The sequence below is a fragment of the Nocardia sp. NPDC059691 genome (assembly GCF_042733915.1).
In the GTDB taxonomy this organism is placed as follows: Bacteria; Actinomycetota; Actinomycetes; order Mycobacteriales; family Mycobacteriaceae; genus Nocardia; species Nocardia sichangensis.
In genome coordinates, this window is record NZ_JBHWFB010000013.1 from 109,396 (window position 1) to 131,238 (window position 21,843).

Consider the following 21,843-nt stretch of genomic DNA (forward strand, 5'->3'; position numbering starts at 1 on the left):
CCGTACGCCGGAAAATCCGTCAGCGGACGGGCGGGACCTTCCCGGTCGCCTCGTCCTCGAGGTCGTAGCCCAGCCGCACGTCGTGGGCGACCTCGCCGCCGCTCACCGTGATCCGGCTGGTCACCGCGGGATAGCCCCGGGCGACGACCGTGTAGTCGCCTTCGGCGAGATCCGCGACGACATAGCGGCCGTTCTCGTCGGTGCGCGTCGTCGCGGTCAGCACGCCCGCCGCGTCGAGCACGCTGATCTGCACGTCCGCGACCGCCCGGCCGCCGTCCGCCCACGCCGACCCGGCCAGCACCGCCATCGGCGTGAGAACGATGTCGTGGTGCAGCAATCCGCTGTCCGGCACGGTCAGCGCGGTCGCGCTGGGACGCATGTGCTCGGCGACCGCCACGACGGTGTACGTGCCGGGCACCACGCCGTGGCAAACGTAGCCGCCGTCGCCCTCGGCGGTCGCGGATCCGACGACCTCGCCGTCCAGATCGGTCAGCGTGATGGTCGCGCCCGGCAGCGGCTCGCCCAGGGTGCTGGACCGGACCACGCCGGACACCTCGCCGGAGCCGAGCAAGGTGATGTCGAATTGCTGCGGCCGGTCTGCGACGGTCACGTTGACCGCGGCGGGCTGATGTCCCGCGGCCGACACGATCAGCACGTAGTTGCCCGCGTCGGGCACGCCGACGAGGTAACTGCCGTCCGCGCCGCCGTTCGTCCGCGCGGCCTGCCGCCCCTGATGGTCGATCAGCGTGAGTGCGGCGGCGGGCACCGGCCTGCCGTCCTCGCGATGGACGTAGCCGTTGAGCGAACGGCCTTCGTGCTCGGCGCCGTCGAAATTCGCCCTCGGCTCGCGCAGGTACGCGCCGTTGGCCGCCGGTTCGCCCGAGGCGTAGCCGCCCGCGGCCGCGGCGAGCACCGGTTCCGGCTCCGACAGCGCCTGCGCGGCGCCCTCCCAGACCTGATCCGCGTCCCAGTGCGACTCGGCGGCCTCGGTCTGCTCGACCGGCGTCTGCGCGGCGGGCGCCGGAGTGTCCTGGAGCGGGATCTCTTTCATGAACATCAGCACCACGCAGGCCAGCAGCGCGACCGCGCCCGCCGCGTAGAACACCCCGTGCATGGAGTTGGTGAAGCCGGTGAGGATCGGCACCTTCAGCGCGTCGGGCAGCGCCGCGATGCCGCTGGTATTGGACTGCATGCCGCTGAGCTGCTCGGTCCCGAACCCGGGTGGCAGCGCGCCGCCGAACGCGTCGGTGATCCGGTGCGGCAGCAGATTGAACAGAATGGTCAGGAACACCGCGACGCCGAGCGTGCCGCCCATCTGCCGGAAGAAGGTGGCCGACGCGGTGGAAACACCCATGTCGGAGCGCGGACCGGCGTTCTGCGCGGCGATGATCAGCGTCTGCATACAACAGCCGAGCCCGAGCCCGATCAGTCCGCCGATGGCCAGCGGCTGCCACAGCGGGCTGTCGTAGTGCACCTGCGCGTACAGGACCGCGCCGACCGCGACGATGAACGTGCCCGTCACCGGCAGGATCTTGTAGCGGCCCGTGCTCTTGGTGATCCGTCCCGCGGTCTGCGAGCCGATCATGATGCCGAGCACCAAGGGCAGCATCAGCAGACCGGCCTTGGTCGGCGAGTAGCCGCGCACGACCTGGAAGTACTGCGGAACCATGGTGATCGCGCCGAACATCGCGACGCCGACGATGAATCCGCCCGCGATGGTGACGCTGAAGGTCGAATTCTTGAACAGCCGCAACGGGATCAGCGCGGAGTCCTTCATGAAGAACTCGACCAGGAGGAACAGCACCAGACCCGCCGCGCCGATGCCGTAGCAGAGCAGCGAGCGGTGCGAGGACCATCCCCAGTGCCTGCCTTGTTCGGCGACGATCAGCAGCGGCACCACGCAGATGGTCAGCGTCAGCGCGCCGAACCAGTCGATCCGGTGATGCTGGCGCTGGTGCGGCACGTTGAGCACCTTGGCGACCACGAGCAGGGCGAGCACGCCGACCGGGACGTTCACCAGGAACACCCACCGCCAGCCCTCGATGCCGCCGAGCTGTTCGTAGTCGGAGAAGAAGCCGCCGAGCACCGGGCCCAGCACCGTGGCCGTGCCGAAGACCATCATGAAATAGCCCTGGTAACGCACTCGTTCGCGCGCCGGGACGATGTCGCCGATGATGGTGAACGCCAGCGACATCAGGCCGCCCGCGCCCAGGCCCTGGAACGCGCGGAACGCGGCGAGCTGGTACATCGAGGTGGCGAAGGTGCACGCCACCGAACCGATGACGAACAGGCTGATCGCCGTGAGGTAGAACGGCTTACGGCCGTAGATGTCGGCCAATTTGCCGTACAGCGGCGTGGTGATCGTGGCGGTGATCAGGTAAGCGGTGGTCGCCCAGGCCTGTTCGTCGAAACCGTGCAGGCTGTTGGCGATCTTGACGATCGCGACGCTGACGATGTTCTGGTCGAGCGCGGCCAGGAACATGCCGAGCAGCAGCCCGGACAGGATGGTCAGGATCTGCCGGTGCGACAGTGACGTGTCCGCGCCTGCGGCCGGGTTCCGCGGAGCCCGGGTGGTGGAAGTCGTCATGAATGAGCCCTATTTCGGATCGGCTGGGTGTCGGGTGGTGGTCTCTATTCCTGCGGTGAGCCGGTCGAGCAGCGCGGTCAAGGTGTCGCGGTCCGGTGCGGGCCAGTCGGCCAGGATGTCGGCCAGCCACCGGTTGCGCTGGGCGCGATTCTCCTCGAAGACGCGAACGCCTTCCGCGGTGGCCGCCAGCACGCACGCCCGGCCGTCGACCGGGTCGGCCCGGCGCTCGACCAGGCCGTGTGCCACGAGTTGTCTGCTCTGTCTGCTGATGGTGGATGGCTCGGCGTGCAGCACTTCGGCGAGCCTGCCCGCGCGCTGCGGTCCCTCGTGCACGAGGGAGAACAGCACGGCGTAGGCGAGTCGCTCCAGTCCGTCCGGACCCGGCCGGACTGGCTGCCATTTCGCCCGGTTGACCGCGCGCATGAACCGGACCAGCCGCTGACCGAGTTCGTCGGCGGCCGCGAGTTCGGCCGCCGTGATCCGGCGCTCGCGAGCGGTTGCGGACATGACACTCACCTCGATGTTCCCCACCAGCACATTGATTGGCAACCACAACTAGTTGCTTTAAGCAACTATACATCCGGGTTGCCGGAGGTCTGCGAGGTGGGTCACGCGCCGGTTCCGTTGCTACCGTCGATGGCGTGTCCGAGTCGCTTGTCCGCTTCCGTGCCGCCTTGCCGTCCGATTGCCGATGGGCGCCGGTCGGCAGCGGGGAGTCCGGCGCCGAGGTGTTCCGGTCCGCCGACGGCTCCCGCTACGCCAAGTGGGTCGATCCCGGTGGGGTCGCGGACCTCGCGCTGGAGCGGGACAAGATCGTCTGGCTCGACGGCCACGATATCCCCGGCCCTCGAGTGCTGGACTGGCGGGCCGGCGACGATGGCGCCTGCTTGGTGACCAGCGCGGTGCCGGGCGTGCCCGCGGACGCGGTGTCCGGCGAGACGCTCGGCCGCGCTTGGGAATCCATCGCGGACACGGTGCGGCGCCTGCACGAGGTGCCCACCGAGCAGTGCCCGTTCGATCGTGGCCTGGCGCGGATGTTCGCGATGGCCCAGGACGTGGTGGTCCGGGGTGCGGTGCACACCGAGTTCCTCCCCGTGGAACAACAGGGCACTCCGCCCACCGTCCTGCTCACCAGGCTGGCCGGTGAGCTGGAGCCGAGGATGACCCAGGAGTTCGCCGAAGCCGTGGTGTGCCACGGCGATCTGTGCCTGCCCAACATCATCCTCGATCCGGAAACGCACACGGTGGCCGGTTTCGTCGACCTCGGGCGTCTCGGCATCGCCGACCCCTACGCCGATATCGCCCTGCTGCTCGCCAATTCCCGGGAGTCATGGCAAGACGAGCGGCGCGCCGAACAGGCCGACCGGACATTCGCCGCCCGCTACGGCATCGAGCTGGACGCCGATCGTCAGCGCTTCTTCCTCCATCTGGACCCGCTGACCTGGGGTTAGCTCGATCACGCGGAGGGTTTGAGCAGCACGGCGGTGCCGTACGCCGCCACCTCGCTCATCGTCCCGGCGATCTCGTTGCAGTCGAAGCGCATGGCGATGACCGCGTTCGCGCCGAACGACATGGCGTGCTGACACATCCGCATGATCGCCTCGTGCCGCGACTGGTAGAGCAGCTGGGTGTACTCGGGGATCTCCCCGCCGCCCAGCGAGCGGAAACCGGCGCTGAAGTTCGAGCCGAAGCTGCGGCTGCGCACGGTCAGCCCGGCGACCTCGCCGAACACCCGGGCGATCTCCTGTCCGGGAACGTCGTTCATGGTCGAGACCAGGATGGGGAACTGCGGTCCCGGCGGCGGGGGCGGAGGATACGGCTGCGGCGGCTGGTGCGCGGGATGTTGCGGATAGGGCGGCGGCATCGGCTGGCTCATGTGCGGGATGCTACGGCGGCAGGGCGGCCGCGTCGCTTCCGTCCGCGGCGAGATCGCCCGGAGGCCCGGAATCGCACCGACCGCCCGGTCCCGATCGGCCGGTTTCGCGTGTTCCGGGGCTGTCGTGGCGGAGTTCGTCCTTGCCTGTTGAGCATTCGACCGACAGAATCCGAAGAGATATGCAATGTTGTTATTGCGCAACGGCATTGAGAGGGAACCCACGGTGGCCGAATAGGCATCGGTAAAAGGGGGTGCGGCGAGATCATGTCGTCGAACACGTCCGAGCCCGGCGGCCGACGCGCCCGCCCGGGCCAGGTCGGGGCCGAACGCGTGCCCACGTGGCCCGGGATGATCTCCGCCAACGAGCCGCCGCGCCGGGAACGCGACCGGCATCGGACCCACCGCGATCGACGCCGTGCCCGGCGCGGCGCTCGGCGCGCGTGGCTGGTCGGCGGTGCCGGGCTGGCCGCCTCGCTCGCCGCGGCCGCGCTGGTCCTGGTCTACACCGACGCGGCGTCGGCTCCCCGGCAATCGGCCACGGTAGCGGACCCGGTGCTCGGCGGCGGTCCCGGCTGTGAGCCGACCCGAGGCGCACAGTTGGTGCGCGGCAACGGGACCGGCTCCACGGCCTCGGGACCGGACGTGATCCTCGCCTTCCAGCACGCCTACTACGCGACCCGGTCCGGAGCGGTAGCGCGATCGTTGACGGCGCCCGACGCCGTGGTGCCGCCGGTCGCCGTGATCGATGCGGGCATCGCCTCCGTCCCCACCGGAACGCAGCACTGCGTCATGATCACCCCCATGCTCGACGGACGCTACGACGTGGTCATCACCGAGTTGCGCCCCGACGCCACGAGCCGCACCTACCGGCAGTTCGTCACCGTGGTCACCGCCGACGGCGGATCCACCATCGCCAAGATCACCGCACCGAACTGAGTCCGATCTCCCGTTCGAGCGCGGGGACTTTCGTTACGATGCCACTGCCGGGGCGGTCGATCGGCGCGAAATGCGGTGCATAAGCGATCGATTCCGAGGGGAGGTCGTCGGTGGTGTTCGCACGGTGGTGCGCGGTTGTCGGAACCGCTCTTTCGGTGCTGCTGGCGATACCGGGCCCGCCGTCGCAGGCGGAGCCGCAACTCCCGGCGGTGGCGGATCCGGCGCCGCCGGAGCAGGACCCCTTCTATCGGCCGACCGCCGAGCTGGTCGGCGCCCAGCGGCCCGGCGGAATCCTCGCCGCGCGACCGGTCACCATCGCGAACCAGGCGCCCGGGGCGCTGGATGCCGAGGCATGGCAGATCTCCTACCGGTCGAACAACAGCGCCGACCAGCCCATCGCCGCCGTCGCGACGCTGCTGAAACCGCCCGCGGCGAACGGGAAGCTGGTGTCGCTGCACGCCGCCGAGGATTCCACCGGACTGTTCTGCGCGCCGTCCTATACCGTGCGCCGGTCGATGGGGGCCGGTCTGCTGGACGGGCAGATCGACCCGTTGCGCAGCGCTGCGGCGCTGTTGGCGCAGGGGTGGACGGTCGTGGTGCCGGATCATCAAGGGCCGAACTCGGCGTTCGCCCACGGCCCGCTGGCCGCGCGGATCGCCCTGGACGGCATCCGCGCCGCGGAGCGGTTCGGTCCGCTGGGACTGCCTGGACCGGATACCGAGGTGGCGATGTGGGGCTATTCCGGAGGTTCGGTCCCCACGTTGCACGGCGCCGAGTCGCGCAGCTCCTACGCGCCGGAGGTGAACCTGGTCGGCGTCGTCTCCGGCGGTACCGACGTCGACCTCGAGGCGTTGTCGCTGGCGGCGAACAAGGGCCCGGGCGCGGGCCTGGTCGCGGCCGCCATCATCGGCCTGGCGCGCGAGGAACCGGAATTGGACGCCTACCTGCGGGCGAACGCGACGCCGCCGGGACGGCTCTTGCTCGACGCGAAGGACAGCGGCTGCGTGCTGTATCAGGCCGCGACGGAACCGTTCCTCGACATCGACAGCCTGGTCCAGGGCGGTCTACTGCACACGCCGGTGCTGCGCGCGGTCTTCGACCGCACCAGAATGGGCAAGTCGGTGCCCGACGCACCGGTCTTCCTCTACCACGCGACCGCGGACTGGCTCGTCCCGATCGGTCCCGCCGACGCACTCGCCGCCGCCTACTGCCGCGACCCCGCCGCTCGCGTCACCTACATCCGTGACCACGCGAGCGAACATCTGACCCTCAACACCCTTGCCGAGCAGAGCGTGGTCGCTTGGCTGCGCGACCGATTCGCCGGGATACCGGTCGCCAACGGCTGCGCCGTCACGGATATGGGGTCCATCGCGCTCGGTCGATGACGGAGTTCGCGTGACGCGTTACTCGAGGCCCGCGACCTTCCGGCAGCGGAAATCCAGGTAGTTGATCATCTTCCAGAAATCCTTGAACGCCGGGTTCGTGGTCTGGCCGTGGTGGTAGCGGTAGTAGATCTGCTGGGCGATGACGGCCAGGCGGAACAGCCCGAAGACCTCGTAGAACGGCCAGTTCTCGGCGGAACGGCCGGTGCGCGCGCAATAGTGTTCGACGATCTGCGCGCGGGTCAGCATGCCGGGCAGGTGACTCGGCTGGCGGCGGGAGGCCCGCATGACCTCGTCGTCGTCCGCCTGCACCCAATAGGCCAGCGCGCCACCGAGATCCATCAGCGGGTCGCCCAGCGTCGCCATTTCCCAATCGAGCACACCGACGATCGCGCCGGAGCCCGACGGATCCAGCACCAGATTGTCGAGCCGGAAGTCGTTGTGGATGACGGTGGTGGCGACGTCCGCGGGCTGGTTGGCATCGAGCCAGGCCATCACCGCGGCGAAATCGCTGACATTGTCGGTGCGCGCGTTCACGAAGCGCCGCGACCACCCCGCGACTTGGCGGCCGACATAGCCCGCGCCTTTGCCGATTCCGGTGAGACCGGCCGCCTCGGGGTCGACCTGGTGCAATTCGATCAGGCAGTCGAAAGCCGTGGTGGACAACCGCTTCGCCTGATCGGGGGACAGGCTGGTGCCCTCCGGCAGATCGCCGCGCAGAATCGTCCCCGCCACCCGCTCCATCACGTAGAAATCGCTGCCGATCACGTCCGGATCGGCGCACCGGGCCACCATCCGCGGCACGTAGCGATAGTGCGGACGCAGCCGCTCCTGCACCAGGAACTCACGGCCCATGTCGTGCGCGGAAGCCGCCTTCGTTCCGCTCGGCGGACGGCGCAGGATCAGGTCACGATCCGGGTAGCGCAGCAGATACGTCAGATTGGACGCGCCGCCGGAGAATTGGCGCACCTCGGGCGGCTCGCTCAGACCGGGAACCCGCTCGGCGAGCCAGGTGTGCAGGGCGGCGACGTCGAAGGCGTCCTCCGCGCGGACGGCGGTGGCCTCCGGAGCGCTCACCGGTCGGTCCCGTATTTACGCAGCTCCTGCCGGGCGATCACGCCGAGGTGCACCTCGTCGGGGCCGTCGGCGAAGCGCAGCGAACGAATGCCGGCGAACGCGCGCGCCAGCGGGAAGTCATCGGAAAGTCCCGCCCCGCCGTGCAATTGGATCGCCATGTCCAGCACCTCTTGGGTCATCCTCGGCACGACCGCTTTGATCTGGGAGACCTCGCTGCGCGCGCCGGCCAAGCCCTTGGTGTCCAGCAGCCAGGCGGTGTGCAGGACCAGCAACCGCGCCTGATCGATCGCGACGCGCGCGTTGGCGATGCGCTCGCGGTTCCCGCCGAGGTTGGCCAGCGGCTTGCCGAACGCGGTGCGCGACAGGGCGCGGCGGCAGCCCAGTTCGAGCGCGCGCTCGGCTAGGCCGATGGCGCGCATGCAGTGGTGGATGCGGCCGGGACCGAGACGGCCCTGCGCGATCTCGAAGCCACGTCCTGGCCCGGCGATCACGGCGTCCAGCGGCAGCCGCACGTCGGTGAAAGTGACCTCGCCGTGGCCGAAGGGCTCGTCCAGGTAGCCGAAGGTGGTGAGCATCCGTTCGACCCGCACGCCCGGGGTGTCCAGCGGAACCAGCACCATCGAATGCCGCTGGTAGGGGTGCGCCTCCGGGTCGGTGAGGCCCATGAAGATGACGAACTTGCAGTTCGGGTGGCCGATGCCGGTGCTCCACCATTTGCGGCCGTTGAGCACGATCTCCTCACCGTCCACCACGGCGGTCGCGGCCATATTGGTCGCGTCGGAGGAGGCCACCTCGGGTTCGGTCATGCAGAACGCCGAGCGGATCGTGCCGTCCAGCAGCGGTCGCAGCCACTGCTGCCGCTGCTCGATGCTGCCGTAGTGCAGCAGGACCTCGGCGTTGCCGGTGTCGGGTGCGTTGCAGTTGAACACTTCCGGCGCCCACCCGGAACTGCCCATCGCCTCCGCCATCGGGGCGTAGTCGACGTTGCTCAGGCCCGCGCCGAGTTCCGGATCGGGCAGGAAGAGGTTCCACAGACCCGCATCCCGCGCCTTCTTCTTGAGCTCCTCGACCACCGGCGGAACCGCCCATGGCGATTCCCGCAGGGCGGCGGCGTGCTCCTCGTCGCGCGGCTCGATCTCGTCGCGCACGAACTGCCGCACCTGATCGGTGAGGCGGACGGCTCGATCGGAATGCGTGAAGTCCATACCCATCCTCGAGGTCTGCTGAGCATTGCTCAACTTCCGGTCAGGTCATTGGTAGCATATTGTTGAGCATTGCTCAATAGAGGAGGGTGGATGACCGAGGTCGCCGTGGAGCCGGGCGGCCGGCGCTCGGCGGACGACCGGCGCAGGCAGCTGATCGGAATCGGCCTGGGCATGCTGATCGACCGGCCCTGGCACCGGATCACCGTCGACGCGGTCGCGCAGCAGGCGGGCATCTCGCGCGGGCTGCTGTTCCATTACTTCCCGACCAAGCAGGACTATTACGCGCAACTCGTCCGCGCCGCGTCGCAGCGATTCCTGCGCGCCACCGGCCCGGACCCCGACGCCGCGGACCCGCTCGCGTCGATGATCGCGAACTTCGTGAGCTACATGCGCAAGCGCAGCGGACCGCTGGTGGGGCTGCTGCGCGCCGCCGGGCAGGACCCGGTCCTCGAATCGATCATGGAGCGGATGCACGACGAACTGACCGATCGGGTGTTCGCCGCGCTCGGCAGGCCCGCGCGGTCGACCGCCGAGCGCCTGGTGGTGCGTTCGTGGTGGGCGATGGCCGAGGACCTGACGGTGCAGTGGTTGTCCCGCGACGACGTCGACCAGGACCGGCTGGACTCGTTGCTGTTCGACACGTTGTCGCGGGTGCTCGACTCGGTGGACGCCGAATGCCGGGCGGATCCGCCCGCGGAGTGAGCCGCCCGGTGCGAGAAGGTCTCCGCGATTCGGCGGGCCGGAATGGCCGCGCGAAATACTCGGTGCACGTAAATGGCGGAACGCGGTCGGCCCGGTGCCGCCGAGGGGCGAATCTCGACGGCACCGGCGTATCCGAACGCGCTGCGGGAGCGCACGCGCCGCCGCGAAGGGAAAGCGCGCCAGTTCAGCATAGAGCGATCAATGGTCTGGCGCGCGGGGAAGGAAGTGCCTGCGACCGCCGGGAAATCACGTCGCACAGCGTGTGTCGTCCGCGGCACGCCGAATAGTTTTGCGAGATGGCAAATGAACAGTTTCGCCGGTAGCGGTGGATCGACTATGAATGAAACGTGCCGTTGCCATACGTGATCACTTGTCTGCCATCGCGTCTCCCGTGCGGGGAGCGCTGATGGTCATCGAACATCCCATCGAGGACGAGGTTACACAGCTGGCGAGGCGGGTCGAGAAGGCCCGTGGACGGCTCGCCTACCAGTTCGATCCCGCGCTCACCGAGGCGCTGTCGGAGGACGAACTGTATGCCGAACGTGAGCTCGCCGAACGGATCCGCACCCAGGAGCGCGGACAGCGCTGGAAAGAGGCGCAGGCTGCCGCCGCGGCATCCGACCGCGCCAGGCAGACCACCGAAGCGATCGAGAAGGCCGACATGCGAGATCTCCTGCTCGCCCGCAAGGCGATTGCCGCGCAGCGACGCGAATCCAGCCCGCACGCGAAGCTGGCCTCGCTGTATCGGCATCGGTCCTGGTCGCTGCGCGCGCTGGCGGGTGTCGTCGCGGCGGGCATGTTGTGGTCGGCGGTCAACGTCCAGCACAACATCGCTCCCGGCGGCGCGACCGATCCGCTCTACTGGTTCAGCTACCTGCTCGAAGGCATGATCAGCGTCTGCCTGATCATCATCATGATCGGCACGAACAAGGTCGCCGAATGGGGTGTGATCGACAACCGCCGCCAGGTCGCGACGGCCGAAGTCGCCCTGCTGGCGCTGACCGTCAGCCTCAACACCTATCCCTACTTGCGCGCGGGCGCCTGGTACGACGCGGCCGTGCACGCCATCGCGCCGGTGATGATCGGTGTCGCGCTGCTCATCCACGACGCCGCGAGCGCTCGCTACGGCCTCGCCATCGCCAGGGCCACCGAGCAGGTCCGTGACCTGCCCGACCCGGCCGAGCAGATCCGGCTCACGCTGCCCAGATACCGCGCGCCGGTCGCGCCCGAGGCGCCGAGCGCTCCACCCGAACAGAGGCACTACGAACCGCCTCCTGTTGTCGCGGCGCCCCCGGAGGAGGTCGTCGAGCAGGACGTGGTCGAGGTCGCCGAAATCCAGTTCCTGCCGGAGGTCTCCGACGAGGAGCTCGTGGCCACGGTGAAGGCCGAGAAGAAGCGGCCTCCGGTCGAGGCGCCGCGCAAGCCCGTGCTGCCCGAGTCCATCGAAGATCTCGACGCGATGGCGGCTTTCGACGCGCGCCCCACGTCGCCGGTGCAGGTCAAGGACACCGACGTCATCGTCACCAATGGCGGTGCGCCCGCCGCCAACGGGAAGAAGCTCGCTGCGAACGAGCCCGCACCGGTATCGGCCGCGAAGGCCGAGTCCCGGCCGGCCGCGCGCGTGCCCGCCGAAGACTCCGCCGCGGCGAAGGTGGTCGTCCGGCAGACGCCGCCGGCCAAGCCGCGTACGCCGGTGGCCGAGGCGGAGGTCTCGACGGCCGAGATCCCGGCCGTCACCCGGCAACCGCTGGCGGACAGCAAGAGCGACAGCTCGACGCCGGAACCGAAGAACGGCAAGGACAGCCCCGCGCCCGATGTCGCGCAAGCGCCGACGGCTCGCCCGCCGGACATCTACGACACCGGTTCGTTCCGCGTCGCCGACATCCTCGAGCAGGAACTCGCCGAACTGCAGGCCGAACGCCGCCGCGCCCGCACCAGCAGGCAGCGTTCCGCCTCCACCGCGGGTCGCGAGTCCTAGCGATTACGCCCTCCGGTAAGGATGCCCGCCGGCGCATCACGCGCCCGGCGGGCATCGGCGTCTTCCGGTCGGAATGCGCTGGGATCGTTAGGATTCCGGCTCGGACAAAGGCGCTGTCTTCGCCCACTCCGCCCACTCTGCGAGTGCGTCGTACAGTCGGACCGCGGCTTCGACCGTGACACGCATCGAGCGGGTCTGCGGGGAGTCGCCGAAGTCCCCGCGGTCTTTGGCGTTCGCGTACTCGCGGTAGATTTCCGCCTTCTCCCGGTAGAACCGGGCTTCCCTGGTGAGGTGCGCCTCCAGTTCGTCGGAGTTCAACAGCCAGAAGAACAACGAGCGCAGGACCGGTTCCAGACGGATGGTGTGGTCCACATCGACGTGCACCAGCCAGCGGCGCAACTCGGCGACGCCGTCGTCGGTGATGCGGTACTCCTTGCGCCGGCGCGGGCCCTCCGCCGCCGCCTCGACCAGTCCTTCTTCCGCGAGCCTGGTCAGCTCCCCGTAGATCTGGGGATGCTTGGCGGGCCAGATCGCGCCGAGCATCTCCTCGAATCGGCGCGTCAGGTCGTAGCCGCTGCCGGGCTGGTCGGCGAGAAGTCCGAGTAACCCGTGACGCAGTGACATCGACGCTCCCTATTCCGTGATCGGTGGCCCGGCTGGAGCGTACCTCTGTCGTTCTGCCGTAGTTCACCGTCTTGACTGTTCCGACATGTAGCTTTATACATGTTGCATGGAACATGTGGTTGCTTACTTATGGAGGCTGATATGACGACTCAGGGTTCGAAGGCGGTGCTGATCACCGGTGCGGGCGGCGGAATCGGTTCGGCCACCGTCGAGGCATTCGCCGCGCGGGGCTACCGCGTCTACGCCGGAGTGCGGACGCTGCGAAACGCCCCCCGGTTCGGGCACGCGAACGTCGTGCCGGTGGAACTCGATGTGACCGACAGCGCGGGCGTTCGCCATGCGCTCGACGCGGTCGCGGCCGACCGTGGCCCAGCCGGGTTACAGGTGCTGGTGAACAACGCGGGCGTCATCGTGCAGGGGCCGCTGGAGCTGGTCCCCGACGCGGAACTGCACCGGCAGTTCGACATCAACGTCTACGGCCCGCACCGGGTCCTGGTGGCCGCACTTCCGCTGTTGCGGGCTGGCGGCGGCCGGGTGATCAACATCAGCGCGGCGAGCGCTCGCACCGCGATGCCGTACCTGGGACCGATCTCGGCGAGCAAGGCCGCGCTCGAATCGTTGTCCCACGCGGCACGCGTCGAGCTCGCGCCCTGGGCCATCCCGGTCTCGGTGGTGGAGCCGGGCGCGCTCGAGACGACGATTTTCGCCAAGGCCGAATCGGCTGCGCGCGAAGCACTCTTGCTGGCCGACGCCGACCGTGTCGAGCTCTACCGCGCACAATTGGCCGCCGTCGAAAAGGCGCTGGCGGAACAGAAGACACGGCCGGTCGGCACGGTGGTCGACGCGATCGTGCGGGCAGCCGAGGCCAGGCGGCCCAAAGACTGCTACGTCGCGAGTTCGGACGCACGCATGCTGCGGATGCTCGCGTATCTGCCTTTCCGCCTGCGCGATCGGGTGATCGCCGGTGCATTGGGCTTGGGCAAATCCGACGTGGCGGCCGGAGCGGCGCGATGAGCCGGATCGTGTTCGCCGGAGCCACGTCCGGGCTGGGACGGCAAGCGGCACTGCGGCTGGCTAAGGACGGCCACGACCTCGTGCTGGTCGGCCGCGACGCGGAAAAAGGCGCGCGGCTGGCTCGCGAGACCGGTGGCCGGTTCGTGCGCGCGGATCTGGCGGTCTCGACGGGTATCGACCACGTCGCGGAGCAGGTCGCCGAGCGGTTCGACGGCGTGGACATCTTGATCAACAACGCCGGTGTCATGACGCCCGAACGTCGCGTGACCGGCGAGGGAATCGAGCTGAATCTCGCCGTCCATCATCTCGCGCCGTTCTCCTTGACCGGACGACTGCTGCCGTTGTTGTGTCGCGGCGGCGGCCGGGTGGTCAACGTCAATTCCGAAGGCCACCGGCAGTCGATGTTCCGCGCGGGCCCGGTGCGCATCGACTTCGACGACTTGCCCAGCGAGCGGAACTTCGACCCGTTCGTGACCTACAGCCGTACCAAGTTGGCCAACCTGTTGTTCACCTACGAACTGCGTCGCAGGTACCCGCAATTGACTGTGGCCGCACTGCATCCCGGCTTCGTGCGCACCGACCTCGGCCGGGAATTCCCACGGGCGCGGGTGGCGATGCTGCACCTGACGGCGTTGTCCGCGCGGCAAGGCGCCGCGCCGGTCGTCCACCTGGCGACGACGCGGGATGTGGTGAACGGGGCCTATTACAACCGCTTCACCGAGACGCGCAGCTCGGACGCGTCCTACGACCGGGATACCGCGCTGCGGCTGTGGGAGGTGACCGAACGGCTGCGTGGCCCGTTCGCCGCCCCGGTTCGGGATCCCTCGCTCGACTGCTGAGAGCGGATCTGCCGAGGGCAGCGGGGGAACGGTCCGGCGCCACGCGTGCGGCACCGTGGAGCCATGGCTCACGATGACAAGACTCCGATGTTCAGCTGGCGGGCACGCGAGCAACTGCTCAGTCGCCGCATCGTCGTGCTCGACGGCGCGCTCGACGACGACAACGGGACGCTGCTGATGACCCAGCTGCTCACGCTCGCCGCCGAGGATCCCGAGGCGGGTATCTCACTGTGGATCCATTCGCCGGGCGGATCGGTCCCCTCGATGCTCGCCATCCGCGACGTCATGCGGCTGGTGCCGTGCGAAGTCGCCACGCTCGCGCTCGGATTGGCTTGCAGCGCAGGACAATTTCTCTTGTCGTCGGGCACCAAGGGTAAACGTTTCGCGCTGCCGCACGCCCGGGTGCTGATGCACCAGGGATCGGCGGGCATCGGCGGCACGGCCGTCGACGTCGAGGTCCAGGCCGACGATCTGCGCTACACCGTGGACACCGTGCTCGGGATCATCGCCGAGGACACCGGCCAGCCGTTCGATCGGATCTACGAGGATTCGCTGCACGACCGGTGGTTCACGGCCGCGCAGGCCAAGGAGTACGGCTTCATAGACCACATCGTCGACTCGTTCGGGCAGATCGTCCCGCAACGCCAGCGAATCGGGATCTCGGCATGATCGGTCAGCCCCGGAGGCGGCAGCGCAGCGTGACCACGGAGGGGCCCGATCATGCCGGAAGCGGGCACAGCATGATCGGTCAGCCCCGGAGGCGGCAGCGCAGCGTGACCACGGAGGGGCCCGATCATGCCGGAAAGGACACAGCGTGAGCACCTACACCATCCCGAATGTGATCGCGCAGCATCCGCGTGGCGGGGAGCGGATCACCGACATCTACTCCCACCTGCTCGCCGAGCGCATCGTCTACCTCGGCACGCCGATCGACTCCGGGGTCGCCAACGCGCTCATCGCTCAGCTGCTGCACCTGGAATCGGAGAGCCCGGAGCAGGAGATCAACCTCTACATCAACTGCGAGGGCGGCGATCTGTCCTCCATGCTCGCCGTGTACGACACCATGCAGCACGTTCGTTCGCCCATCCAGACCACCTGCGTCGGCCAGGCGATCGCGGTCGGCGCGGTGCTGCTGGCGGGCGGCGAGCCGGGCCGTCGCGCCATGCTCCCGCACGCCAGGGTGGTGCTGCACCAACCCGCCGCACGTGGACAGGGCGCGATTCCCGACCTGATCCTGCAGGCCGACGAGCTGGTGCGGCTGCGGGCCGAGATCGAGTCGATCCTGTCCCGGCACACCGGGCAGTCGGTGGAGCGACTACGGCACGACACCGACCGCGACCGGGTCTTCACCGCGTCGGCCGCGATCGAGTACGGCCTGGTCGACCAGGTCCTGGGACGGCGCGACTGATCAGGCCGCCAGCGCCATGAGCGTGGGCCCGGTGCCGGAACGCGGCGCCGACCGCGGCAGGAGGGCGATGCGGCGGCGCGCGCGTAGTTCGTCCGCCACCTGGCCGGTGAGCTCACCCAGCGTGGTGGCGAGCGATCCGGCCAGGGCGGCGATCATCTCGCTCGACGGCTCCTTGCGTCCCCGCTCGACCTCCGACAGATACTGCGGGGAGATGCCCGCCCGCCGGGCCGTCTCGACCAGCGTCTCGCCGCGGTCCTGCCGCAGGGTGCGCAACTGTTCGCCGAGCACCTCGCGCCACAAGGGTTCCGGCGGCGTTCGCGAGTCCGGTTGAGGGGTGCGGTCATCGCGTCCACCGGGAATCGAGTGCAGTCTCGGGTGCTCGCTCATGAGCAGAGCGTACGGTTCCGGGCCGCCGGAGTGCCCGGCATTACGCTCAGGGCGGACGAGCGGCGGGTCTTCGCGAATTCGGCGTGGTCGTCGCGGTAATCGGCGCGGAGGCGAGCATGATGGGAAACCGTGCCCGAGAACTCGAAAGTCCCCGATCTGAAACCGCGCAGCCGTGACGTCACCGACGGGCTGGAGAAGACCGCCGCTCGCGGGATGTTGCGCGCGGTCGGCATGGGCGACGACGACTGGGAGAAGCCGCAGATCGGCGTGGCCTCCTCGTGGAACGAGATCACGCCCTGCAATCTGTCTCTGGAGCGACTCGCCCGGGGCTGCAAGGACGGCGTCTTCTCCGGCGGCGGCTTCCCCATGCAGTTCGGCACCATCTCGGTGTCCGACGGCATCTCCATGGGACACGAGGGGATGCACTTCTCCCTGGTCTCACGTGAGGTGATCGCCGACTCCGTCGAGACGGTGATGCAGGCCGAGCGGCTCGACGGTTCGGTGCTGCTGGCCGGCTGTGACAAATCGCTGCCCGGGATGCTGATGGCCGCGGCCCGGCTGAACCTGGCGAGCGTGTTCCTGTACGCGGGGTCGATCCTGCCCGGCATCGCGAAGCTCTCCGACGGCAGCGAGCGCGAAGTGACGATCATCGACGCATTCGAAGCGGTCGGCGCCTGCGCCCGAGGGTTGATGAGCCGTGACGACGTCGCCGCGATCGAGCGGGCGATCTGTCCCGGCGAAGGCGCATGCGGCGGCATGTACACCGCCAACACCATGGCCAGCGCGGCCGAGGCGCTGGGCATGTCGCTGCCCGGCAGCGCGGCGCCGCCCGCGACCGACCGGCGCCGCGACGGTTACGCCCGCCGCAGCGGCGAGGCCGTGGTCGAGTTGATCCGCCAGGGCATCACCCCGTCGGACATTCTCACCAAACCCGCTTTCGAGAACGCGATCGCGGTCGTCATGGCGTTCGGCGGCTCCACCAATGCCGTGCTGCACCTGTTGGCCATCGCGCACGAGGCGAATGTCGACTTGTCGCTGGACGACTTCGCGCGCATCGGTCGGCGTGTGCCGCACCTGGCGGACGTCAAGCCCTTCGGCAACCACGTGATGACCGATGTGGACCGGATCGGTGGCGTGCCGGTCATGATGAAAGCCTTGCTCGATGCCGGGTTGCTGCACGGCGACTGCCTGACCGTGACGGGACGGACGGTGGCGGAGAACCTGGCCGACATCACCCCGCCGGACCCCGACGGCAAGGTGATCCGCGCGATGGCCGCGCCGATCCATCCGACCGGTGGCATCACCATCCTCTCCGGTTCTCTCGCGCCGGATGGCGCCGTGGTCAAGTCGGCGGGTTTCGACTCCGACGTGTTCACCGGCACGGCACGGGTTTTCGATCGGGAACGGGCCGCGATGGACGCCCTCGAAGACGGCACGATCGCGGCCGGCGACGTGGTCGTCATCCGGTACGAGGGGCCGAAGGGCGGTCCCGGGATGCGCGAGATGCTGGCCATCACCGCGGCCATCAAAGGCGCGGGCCTGGGCAAGGACGTGTTGCTGCTCACCGACGGACGGTTCTCCGGCGGCACCACGGGCCTGTGCGTCGGGCACGTCGCACCGGAAGCCGTCGACGGCGGCCCGATCGCCTTCGTGCGTGACGGCGACCCCATTCGGCTCGATGTCGCCGAGGGCACGCTCGACCTGCTGGTCGATGCCGACGAACTCACCCGCCGCCGCGCCGGCTGGGAACCGTTGCCGCCCCGCTACACCCGCGGCGTCCTGGCCAAGTACACGAAGCTGGTGGGCTCGGCGTCGATCGGTGCCGTCTGCGGCTGACGGATGCTCGATGCCGCGCACGACAGGGCCGAGTATCGAGGCCGCGCAGGCTGAGAACCGTTGCCGCCGATTGCATCGCAATGTCGTATCGAAGTACGCGGAGCTGGTGGCCCGGGCCGATCAGGGCTGTGCGGCTGAGGAATTCGGTGCAGCGCAAGGCATCCGGTCCAGTACTGCGACAGTGCCTTGCTCTGTGAACTGGTTGTACGGCTCGACGGCTCGCCGCCAGTCGAGCTACGGACGAGGGGATGGGTCGGGCCCGCGCGGGGGAATCTCCCACCGCGCGGGCCGCTTTGCGTGACCGCGCGGATCCCTAACCGGCGGCGGCTCGGGCGATCAGCTCACCGACCACGTCGGGAGCGGACACCGAGACCGCGTGCGAGGCCGAGACCTCGACGATTTCGGCGCTCGCGCGTTCGGCCATGAACCGCTGCGCTTCCACCGGAATGTTCTTGTCCTCGCCGGTGACCAGCGCGAACGACCGGATATCCCGCCAAGCGGTGGCGGTCGCGGGCTGTTGCAACGCGTCGAGGGCGACCGGTCGCTGGGTCGCGGCCATCAGCTCGGCCGTGGCGGCGGGCACGTCGGCGGCGAACTGCCGGTGGAATTCCGCCTGCCGGATGTAGAGCTCGGTACCGGTTCCCCCCTCGGGAAGCGGATAGGACGCGGCCCGGGTAGTGGGCCCGAGCGTCGATCCGGGGAACTTGTCGGTCAATTGCAGTGCGCTCTCGCCTACATCCGGAATGAACGCGGCGATATAGACGAGCGCTTCGACGTCGCTCCGTCCGGCGGCGGCGACCGTGATGACGCTTCCGCCGTAGGAATGGCCGACCAGGACGCTCGGCCCTTCCACGGAATCGAGTACCGACGCGACATAGGCCGCGTCACTGTCCAGACCGCGCAGTGGATTAGCGGCCGCGATCACGGGATGTCCTTGTGCGCGCAGCCGTTCGACGACCCCGTTCCAGCTGGACGAGTCGGCGAACGCGCCGTGGACCAGCACGATGGTCGGCGTGGAAGGACTGACGGGCTCGGTGCTCACAAGTGTGGTTCCTTCGAATCGGGTGGTCGGGGACCGGTCAGTCGGTGTACAGCGCGGACCGCAACGTCGCGACGGCCTGCGCCACCGCGGCTTTGGCGGCATGGGTGTCGTGCAGCGAGTTGACCATCACGAAGTCGTGGACGATCCCGCCGTAGCGCACCTGGGTGACCGGCACGCCCGCGGCGCGCAACTTGCCCGCGAAGGCCTCGCCCTCGTCGCGCAGCACGTCGGCTTCGGCGGTGATGACCAGCGCGGGCGGCAGCCCGGCCAGTTGCTCGGTGGTCGCCCGCAGCGGTGAGACGGTGATCTGCGCGCGCTCGTCGGCGCTGGTGGTGTACTGATCCCAGAACCACTTCATGCCCTCGCGGGTGAGGAAGTAGCCCTCGGCGAACTGCTGGTAGGAGCCGGTGTCGAAGTTGGCGTCGGTGACCGGGTAGAACAGCACCTGCTGAATGAAGGAGACGTCGCCGCGCTCCTTGGCCATCAGGGTCAGCGCGATGGCCATGTTGCCACCGACCGAGTCACCCGCGATCGCGATCCGGGACGAGTCGAGGCCCTTCGCCGCGCCCTCCGCGGTAACCCACTGCGCCACCCGGTAGGACTGCTCGTTGGCCACGGGATACCGCACATCGGGCGACCGGTCGTATTCGGGGAAGACCACGGCGGCGTGCGTGCCGACGGCCAGGTCGCGAACCAGGCGGTCGTGGGTGTGCGCGTCGCCGAAAACCCACCCCGCGCCGTGGGTGTAGATGATCACCGGCAGCGTTTCGGTGATGCCCTGCGGCTTGACGATCCGAACCCGCACCGAGCCCGTCGGCCCGCCCTCGACCGTGATCCACTCCTCGTCGACCTCGGGCTTGAAGATCGGCGCGTCCTGCACGGAGTCCACCGCCTTGCGCCCCTCTTCGGGCGGGAGCTGGTAGAGGAACGGCGGCTGCGAGGTCGCGTCGACGAACTCCTGCGCCGCCGGTTCGAGCGAGATGCCCAGCGGGTTACCTGACATGATCGTGCCTCTCGTAGAAGTGGTGGAACTGCGGTGATTCAGGCGGATTGATCGATCGCGTCGGTGATGACGGCCACGACTTCGTCGGGGTGGGTCTGCATCACCAGGTGTGGTCCGTCGATCTCGACCACCGCGCGCATTCCGGCTCGCTGGTAGCCGAATCGTTCGACGTCGGGATTGATGGTGCGGTCGGCGCCGGACACGATGCCCCAGGCCGGTTTCGTCTTCCACGCGGCCGCCGAGGCGGGCTCGGTGAACGCGAACGCCGACAGCGGCCGCTGCGAGACCGCGAGGACCGCGGCCTTCGCCGGGTCCAGGCCCGCGGCGAAGACGTCGGGGAAGGCATCGATGGCGACCGAGACCTCTGTGCCGGGCTCGTCACCCTCGCTCGGGTACGGCGCGTAGACGAGGTTGGCCGCCAGATCGGAATCCGGGAATCCGCCCTGTAATTGCCCGAGGCTCTCGCCTTCTTCCAGGGCGTAACCGGACACGTAGACCAAGCCCACCACGTTGTCGGCGACGCCTGCCACGGTGATGACGGCGCCGCCGTAGGAGTGGCCGGCCAGCAGGACCGGGCCGTCGATCCGTTCCACGAACGACTTGATGTAGGCCGCGTCCGCCGACAGGCTGCGGTTGAACACCGGGGGAACCACGACGCGATAGCCCTGGTCGAGCAGCCGTGCGGTGACGGGGGACCAGCTCGAGGCGTCGGCGAAGGCGCCGTGCACCAGAACGATGGTCGGACTTGCCGGGGCGGACATCGGTTTCCTTTCTCCAGCGCTCGGTGAGCGGCGCTGTGGCCGACTCAGTCTCGGCCGTAGGCCCCGCCGCGCGCCCCTCCCCACGGGCCACAAAAGCCTCCGTTCAGGACACGGCCTGCTCCAGCGCCGGATCGATCCGGGCGGTCGACCGGAAACGCTGCTGGTACTTGCGCGGGGAAATGCCAACGCGTGCCACGAAGGCCCTGCGCAACGCCTCGCTGGTGCCGTACCCCGCGGCCATGGCGGTCTCCGTCACGCTGTATCCGGCGTGCAGCATGTCCCTGGCCGTGCCGAAGCGGATGAACGCGACGTATTCCGCGGGCGAGCGTTCCAGTTCCGCGCGGAACAGCCGGGTCAGATGCCGGACGCTGACCCGCGCGTGGGCGGCCAGCGTCTGCACCGTATGCGGATAAGCGGGGTCCGCGCAGATCAGATCCACCACCCCGCGCACCAGCGGGCTGCGCGGCGCAGGTCCGGTGAGCGACGCGGAGAACTGTGACTGACCGCCCGCGCGCTGCATGTAGACCACCAGCGCCTGCGCGACGCGCCGCGCGACGTCGGCGCCGTGGTCCTCTTCGACCAGCGCCAGCGCGAGATCGACGCCCGCGGCGACCCCGGCCGAGCTGTACAGATTGCCGTCCCGCACGAAGATCGCGTCCGGGTCCACCTCGATCGACGGATAGCGTCGCGCGAGCTCGGTCGCGAATTTCCAGTGCGTCGTCGCGCGGCGCCCGTCGAACAGGCCCAGATCGGCCAGGACGAACGCACCGCTGCAAATGGACGCCAGCCTGCGGGTGTTGCAGGAAAGATGCCGCGCGGCCGCCAAGACCTCCGGTGTCATGAACTTCCCTGGTGGCAGCTCGCTGCCCGGAATCACCACGGTGTCGAAACGACCCGCGTCGGCCGCCGCGCAGCTCACCTCCACCCGCGCGCCGATCGAGGTCTGCGCGTCCTTGCCGTCGGCCGAGACCAGCACCACCTCGTACCCCGCCACCGACTGATTGGCCTCGACGAACACCTCGGCGGGCCCGACGAAGTCGAGCATCTTCACGCCGTCGAAGACCAGGATGCCCACCCGTTTGCTGGGCGAGGCGGCGAATTTGTTGGACATGTCACCATTATTGTGGAGGCACGGCTCCAGAACAAGCGATGTGCCGCAGTTCGCACGCCGATTGGTACGGTGAGC

At 69.0% G+C, this 21,843-nt stretch carries 21 protein-coding genes; 10 read left to right on the forward strand and 11 right to left on the reverse strand.

Annotated elements, in window-relative coordinates; all coding sequences use genetic code 11:
- Positions 1-19: 19 nt before the first annotated feature.
- The gene (locus ACFV2O_RS27155; RefSeq protein WP_379254165.1) at positions 20-2,587 is read right to left on the reverse strand and encodes an MFS transporter; all 2,568 of its coding nucleotides are present in this window, start codon (positions 2,585-2,587) and stop codon (positions 20-22) included.
- A 9-nt stretch (positions 2,588-2,596) separates the two neighbouring features.
- Positions 2,597-3,094 (reverse strand): MarR family winged helix-turn-helix transcriptional regulator, encoded by a 498-nt coding sequence (locus ACFV2O_RS27160; protein WP_379254166.1) that lies wholly within the window; start codon positions 3,092-3,094, stop codon positions 2,597-2,599.
- 134 nt (positions 3,095-3,228) lie between these two features.
- On the opposite strand from ACFV2O_RS27160, the gene ACFV2O_RS27165 reads away from it, so the two are divergent.
- The gene (locus tag ACFV2O_RS27165) at positions 3,229-4,038 is read left to right on the forward strand and encodes an APH(3'') family aminoglycoside O-phosphotransferase (protein ID WP_379254167.1); all 810 of its coding nucleotides are present in this window, start codon (positions 3,229-3,231) and stop codon (positions 4,036-4,038) included.
- A 5-nt stretch (positions 4,039-4,043) separates the two neighbouring features.
- Here the strand turns inward: ACFV2O_RS27165 and ACFV2O_RS27170 are convergent, their stop codons facing one another.
- The gene (locus ACFV2O_RS27170) at positions 4,044-4,367 is read right to left on the reverse strand and encodes a YbjQ family protein (RefSeq protein WP_355075979.1); all 324 of its coding nucleotides are present in this window, start codon (positions 4,365-4,367) and stop codon (positions 4,044-4,046) included.
- Between the two features lie 360 nt (positions 4,368-4,727).
- Between ACFV2O_RS27170 and ACFV2O_RS27175 the strand changes: the two genes are divergently transcribed.
- Positions 4,728-5,399, forward strand: coding sequence for a hypothetical protein (locus ACFV2O_RS27175; protein ID WP_379254168.1), 672 nt, complete (start codon positions 4,728-4,730; stop codon positions 5,397-5,399).
- A gap of 110 nt (positions 5,400-5,509) precedes the next feature.
- Positions 5,510-6,784, forward strand: coding sequence for a lipase family protein (locus ACFV2O_RS27180; RefSeq protein ID WP_379254169.1), 1,275 nt, complete (start codon positions 5,510-5,512; stop codon positions 6,782-6,784).
- Positions 6,785-6,802: 18 nt separating this feature from the next.
- Here the strand turns inward: ACFV2O_RS27180 and ACFV2O_RS27185 are convergent, their stop codons facing one another.
- Together ACFV2O_RS27185 and ACFV2O_RS27190 are read right to left on the reverse strand one after the other, a co-directional pair.
- Positions 6,803-7,858: a phosphotransferase family protein gene (locus ACFV2O_RS27185; RefSeq protein WP_379254171.1), complete on the reverse strand. Its 1,056-nt coding sequence runs from the start codon at positions 7,856-7,858 to the stop codon at positions 6,803-6,805.
- On the reverse strand, positions 7,855-9,063 hold the full coding sequence (locus tag ACFV2O_RS27190) for an acyl-CoA dehydrogenase family protein (RefSeq protein WP_355075763.1): 1,209 nt from the start codon (positions 9,061-9,063) through the stop codon (positions 7,855-7,857). The genes ACFV2O_RS27185 and ACFV2O_RS27190 overlap by 4 nt, the downstream gene beginning before the upstream one ends.
- A 90-nt stretch (positions 9,064-9,153) precedes the next feature.
- Between ACFV2O_RS27190 and ACFV2O_RS27195 the strand changes: the two genes are divergently transcribed.
- Positions 9,154-9,765 carry a TetR/AcrR family transcriptional regulator gene (locus tag ACFV2O_RS27195; RefSeq protein WP_356967033.1) on the forward strand — a complete coding sequence of 204 codons (612 nt, stop codon included), beginning with the start codon at positions 9,154-9,156 and terminating at the stop codon, positions 9,763-9,765.
- Positions 9,766-10,171: 406 nt separating this feature from the next.
- Complete coding sequence (locus tag ACFV2O_RS27200) at positions 10,172-11,743, forward strand: hypothetical protein (protein WP_379254172.1); 1,572 nt, start codon at positions 10,172-10,174, stop codon at positions 11,741-11,743.
- 87 nt (positions 11,744-11,830) lie between these two features.
- On the opposite strand, the gene ACFV2O_RS27205 is transcribed toward ACFV2O_RS27200, so the two are convergent.
- Positions 11,831-12,367, reverse strand: coding sequence for a PadR family transcriptional regulator (locus tag ACFV2O_RS27205; protein WP_379254173.1), 537 nt, complete (start codon positions 12,365-12,367; stop codon positions 11,831-11,833).
- A gap of 141 nt (positions 12,368-12,508) precedes the next feature.
- On the opposite strand from ACFV2O_RS27205, the gene ACFV2O_RS27210 reads away from it, so the two are divergent.
- The 4 genes from ACFV2O_RS27210 (at position 12,509) to ACFV2O_RS27225 (ending at position 15,628) form a co-directional block, all read left to right on the forward strand.
- Positions 12,509-13,381, forward strand: a complete 873-nt coding sequence (locus ACFV2O_RS27210; RefSeq protein ID WP_379254174.1) for an SDR family NAD(P)-dependent oxidoreductase — start codon at positions 12,509-12,511, stop codon at positions 13,379-13,381.
- A complete protein-coding gene (locus tag ACFV2O_RS27215; RefSeq protein ID WP_379254176.1) occupies positions 13,378-14,220 on the forward strand; it encodes an SDR family NAD(P)-dependent oxidoreductase in 843 nt (280 codons plus the stop codon). Before ACFV2O_RS27210 ends, ACFV2O_RS27215 begins: the two co-directional genes overlap by 4 nt.
- Before the next feature lie 63 nt (positions 14,221-14,283).
- A complete protein-coding gene (locus tag ACFV2O_RS27220; protein WP_379254177.1) occupies positions 14,284-14,889 on the forward strand; it encodes a ClpP family protease in 606 nt (201 codons plus the stop codon).
- 145 nt (positions 14,890-15,034) lie between these two features.
- A complete protein-coding gene (locus ACFV2O_RS27225; protein WP_379254179.1) occupies positions 15,035-15,628 on the forward strand; it encodes a ClpP family protease in 594 nt (197 codons plus the stop codon).
- Here ACFV2O_RS27225 and ACFV2O_RS27230 read toward each other — a convergent pair whose 3' ends face one another.
- Positions 15,629-16,015 carry a helix-turn-helix transcriptional regulator gene (locus ACFV2O_RS27230; RefSeq protein ID WP_355075777.1) on the reverse strand — a complete coding sequence of 129 codons (387 nt, stop codon included), beginning with the start codon at positions 16,013-16,015 and terminating at the stop codon, positions 15,629-15,631. It lies immediately after the preceding gene.
- Between the two features lie 129 nt (positions 16,016-16,144).
- Between ACFV2O_RS27230 and ilvD the strand changes: the two genes are divergently transcribed.
- Positions 16,145-17,851, forward strand: coding sequence for a dihydroxy-acid dehydratase (gene ilvD, locus ACFV2O_RS27235; RefSeq protein ID WP_379254181.1), 1,707 nt, complete (start codon positions 16,145-16,147; stop codon positions 17,849-17,851).
- 313 nt (positions 17,852-18,164) lie between these two features.
- On the opposite strand, the gene ACFV2O_RS27240 is transcribed toward ilvD, so the two are convergent.
- From ACFV2O_RS27240 to ACFV2O_RS27255, 4 genes are all read right to left on the reverse strand, one after another.
- The gene (locus ACFV2O_RS27240) at positions 18,165-18,893 is read right to left on the reverse strand and encodes an alpha/beta fold hydrolase (RefSeq protein WP_379254183.1); all 729 of its coding nucleotides are present in this window, start codon (positions 18,891-18,893) and stop codon (positions 18,165-18,167) included.
- A 37-nt stretch (positions 18,894-18,930) separates the two neighbouring features.
- The gene (locus ACFV2O_RS27245; protein ID WP_379254185.1) at positions 18,931-19,896 is read right to left on the reverse strand and encodes an alpha/beta hydrolase; all 966 of its coding nucleotides are present in this window, start codon (positions 19,894-19,896) and stop codon (positions 18,931-18,933) included.
- Positions 19,897-19,934: 38 nt separating this feature from the next.
- The gene (locus ACFV2O_RS27250; RefSeq protein ID WP_379254186.1) at positions 19,935-20,657 is read right to left on the reverse strand and encodes an alpha/beta fold hydrolase; all 723 of its coding nucleotides are present in this window, start codon (positions 20,655-20,657) and stop codon (positions 19,935-19,937) included.
- A 103-nt stretch (positions 20,658-20,760) separates the two neighbouring features.
- Positions 20,761-21,768, reverse strand: coding sequence for a GlxA family transcriptional regulator (locus ACFV2O_RS27255; protein WP_379254187.1), 1,008 nt, complete (start codon positions 21,766-21,768; stop codon positions 20,761-20,763).
- Positions 21,769-21,843 lie beyond the last annotated feature (75 nt).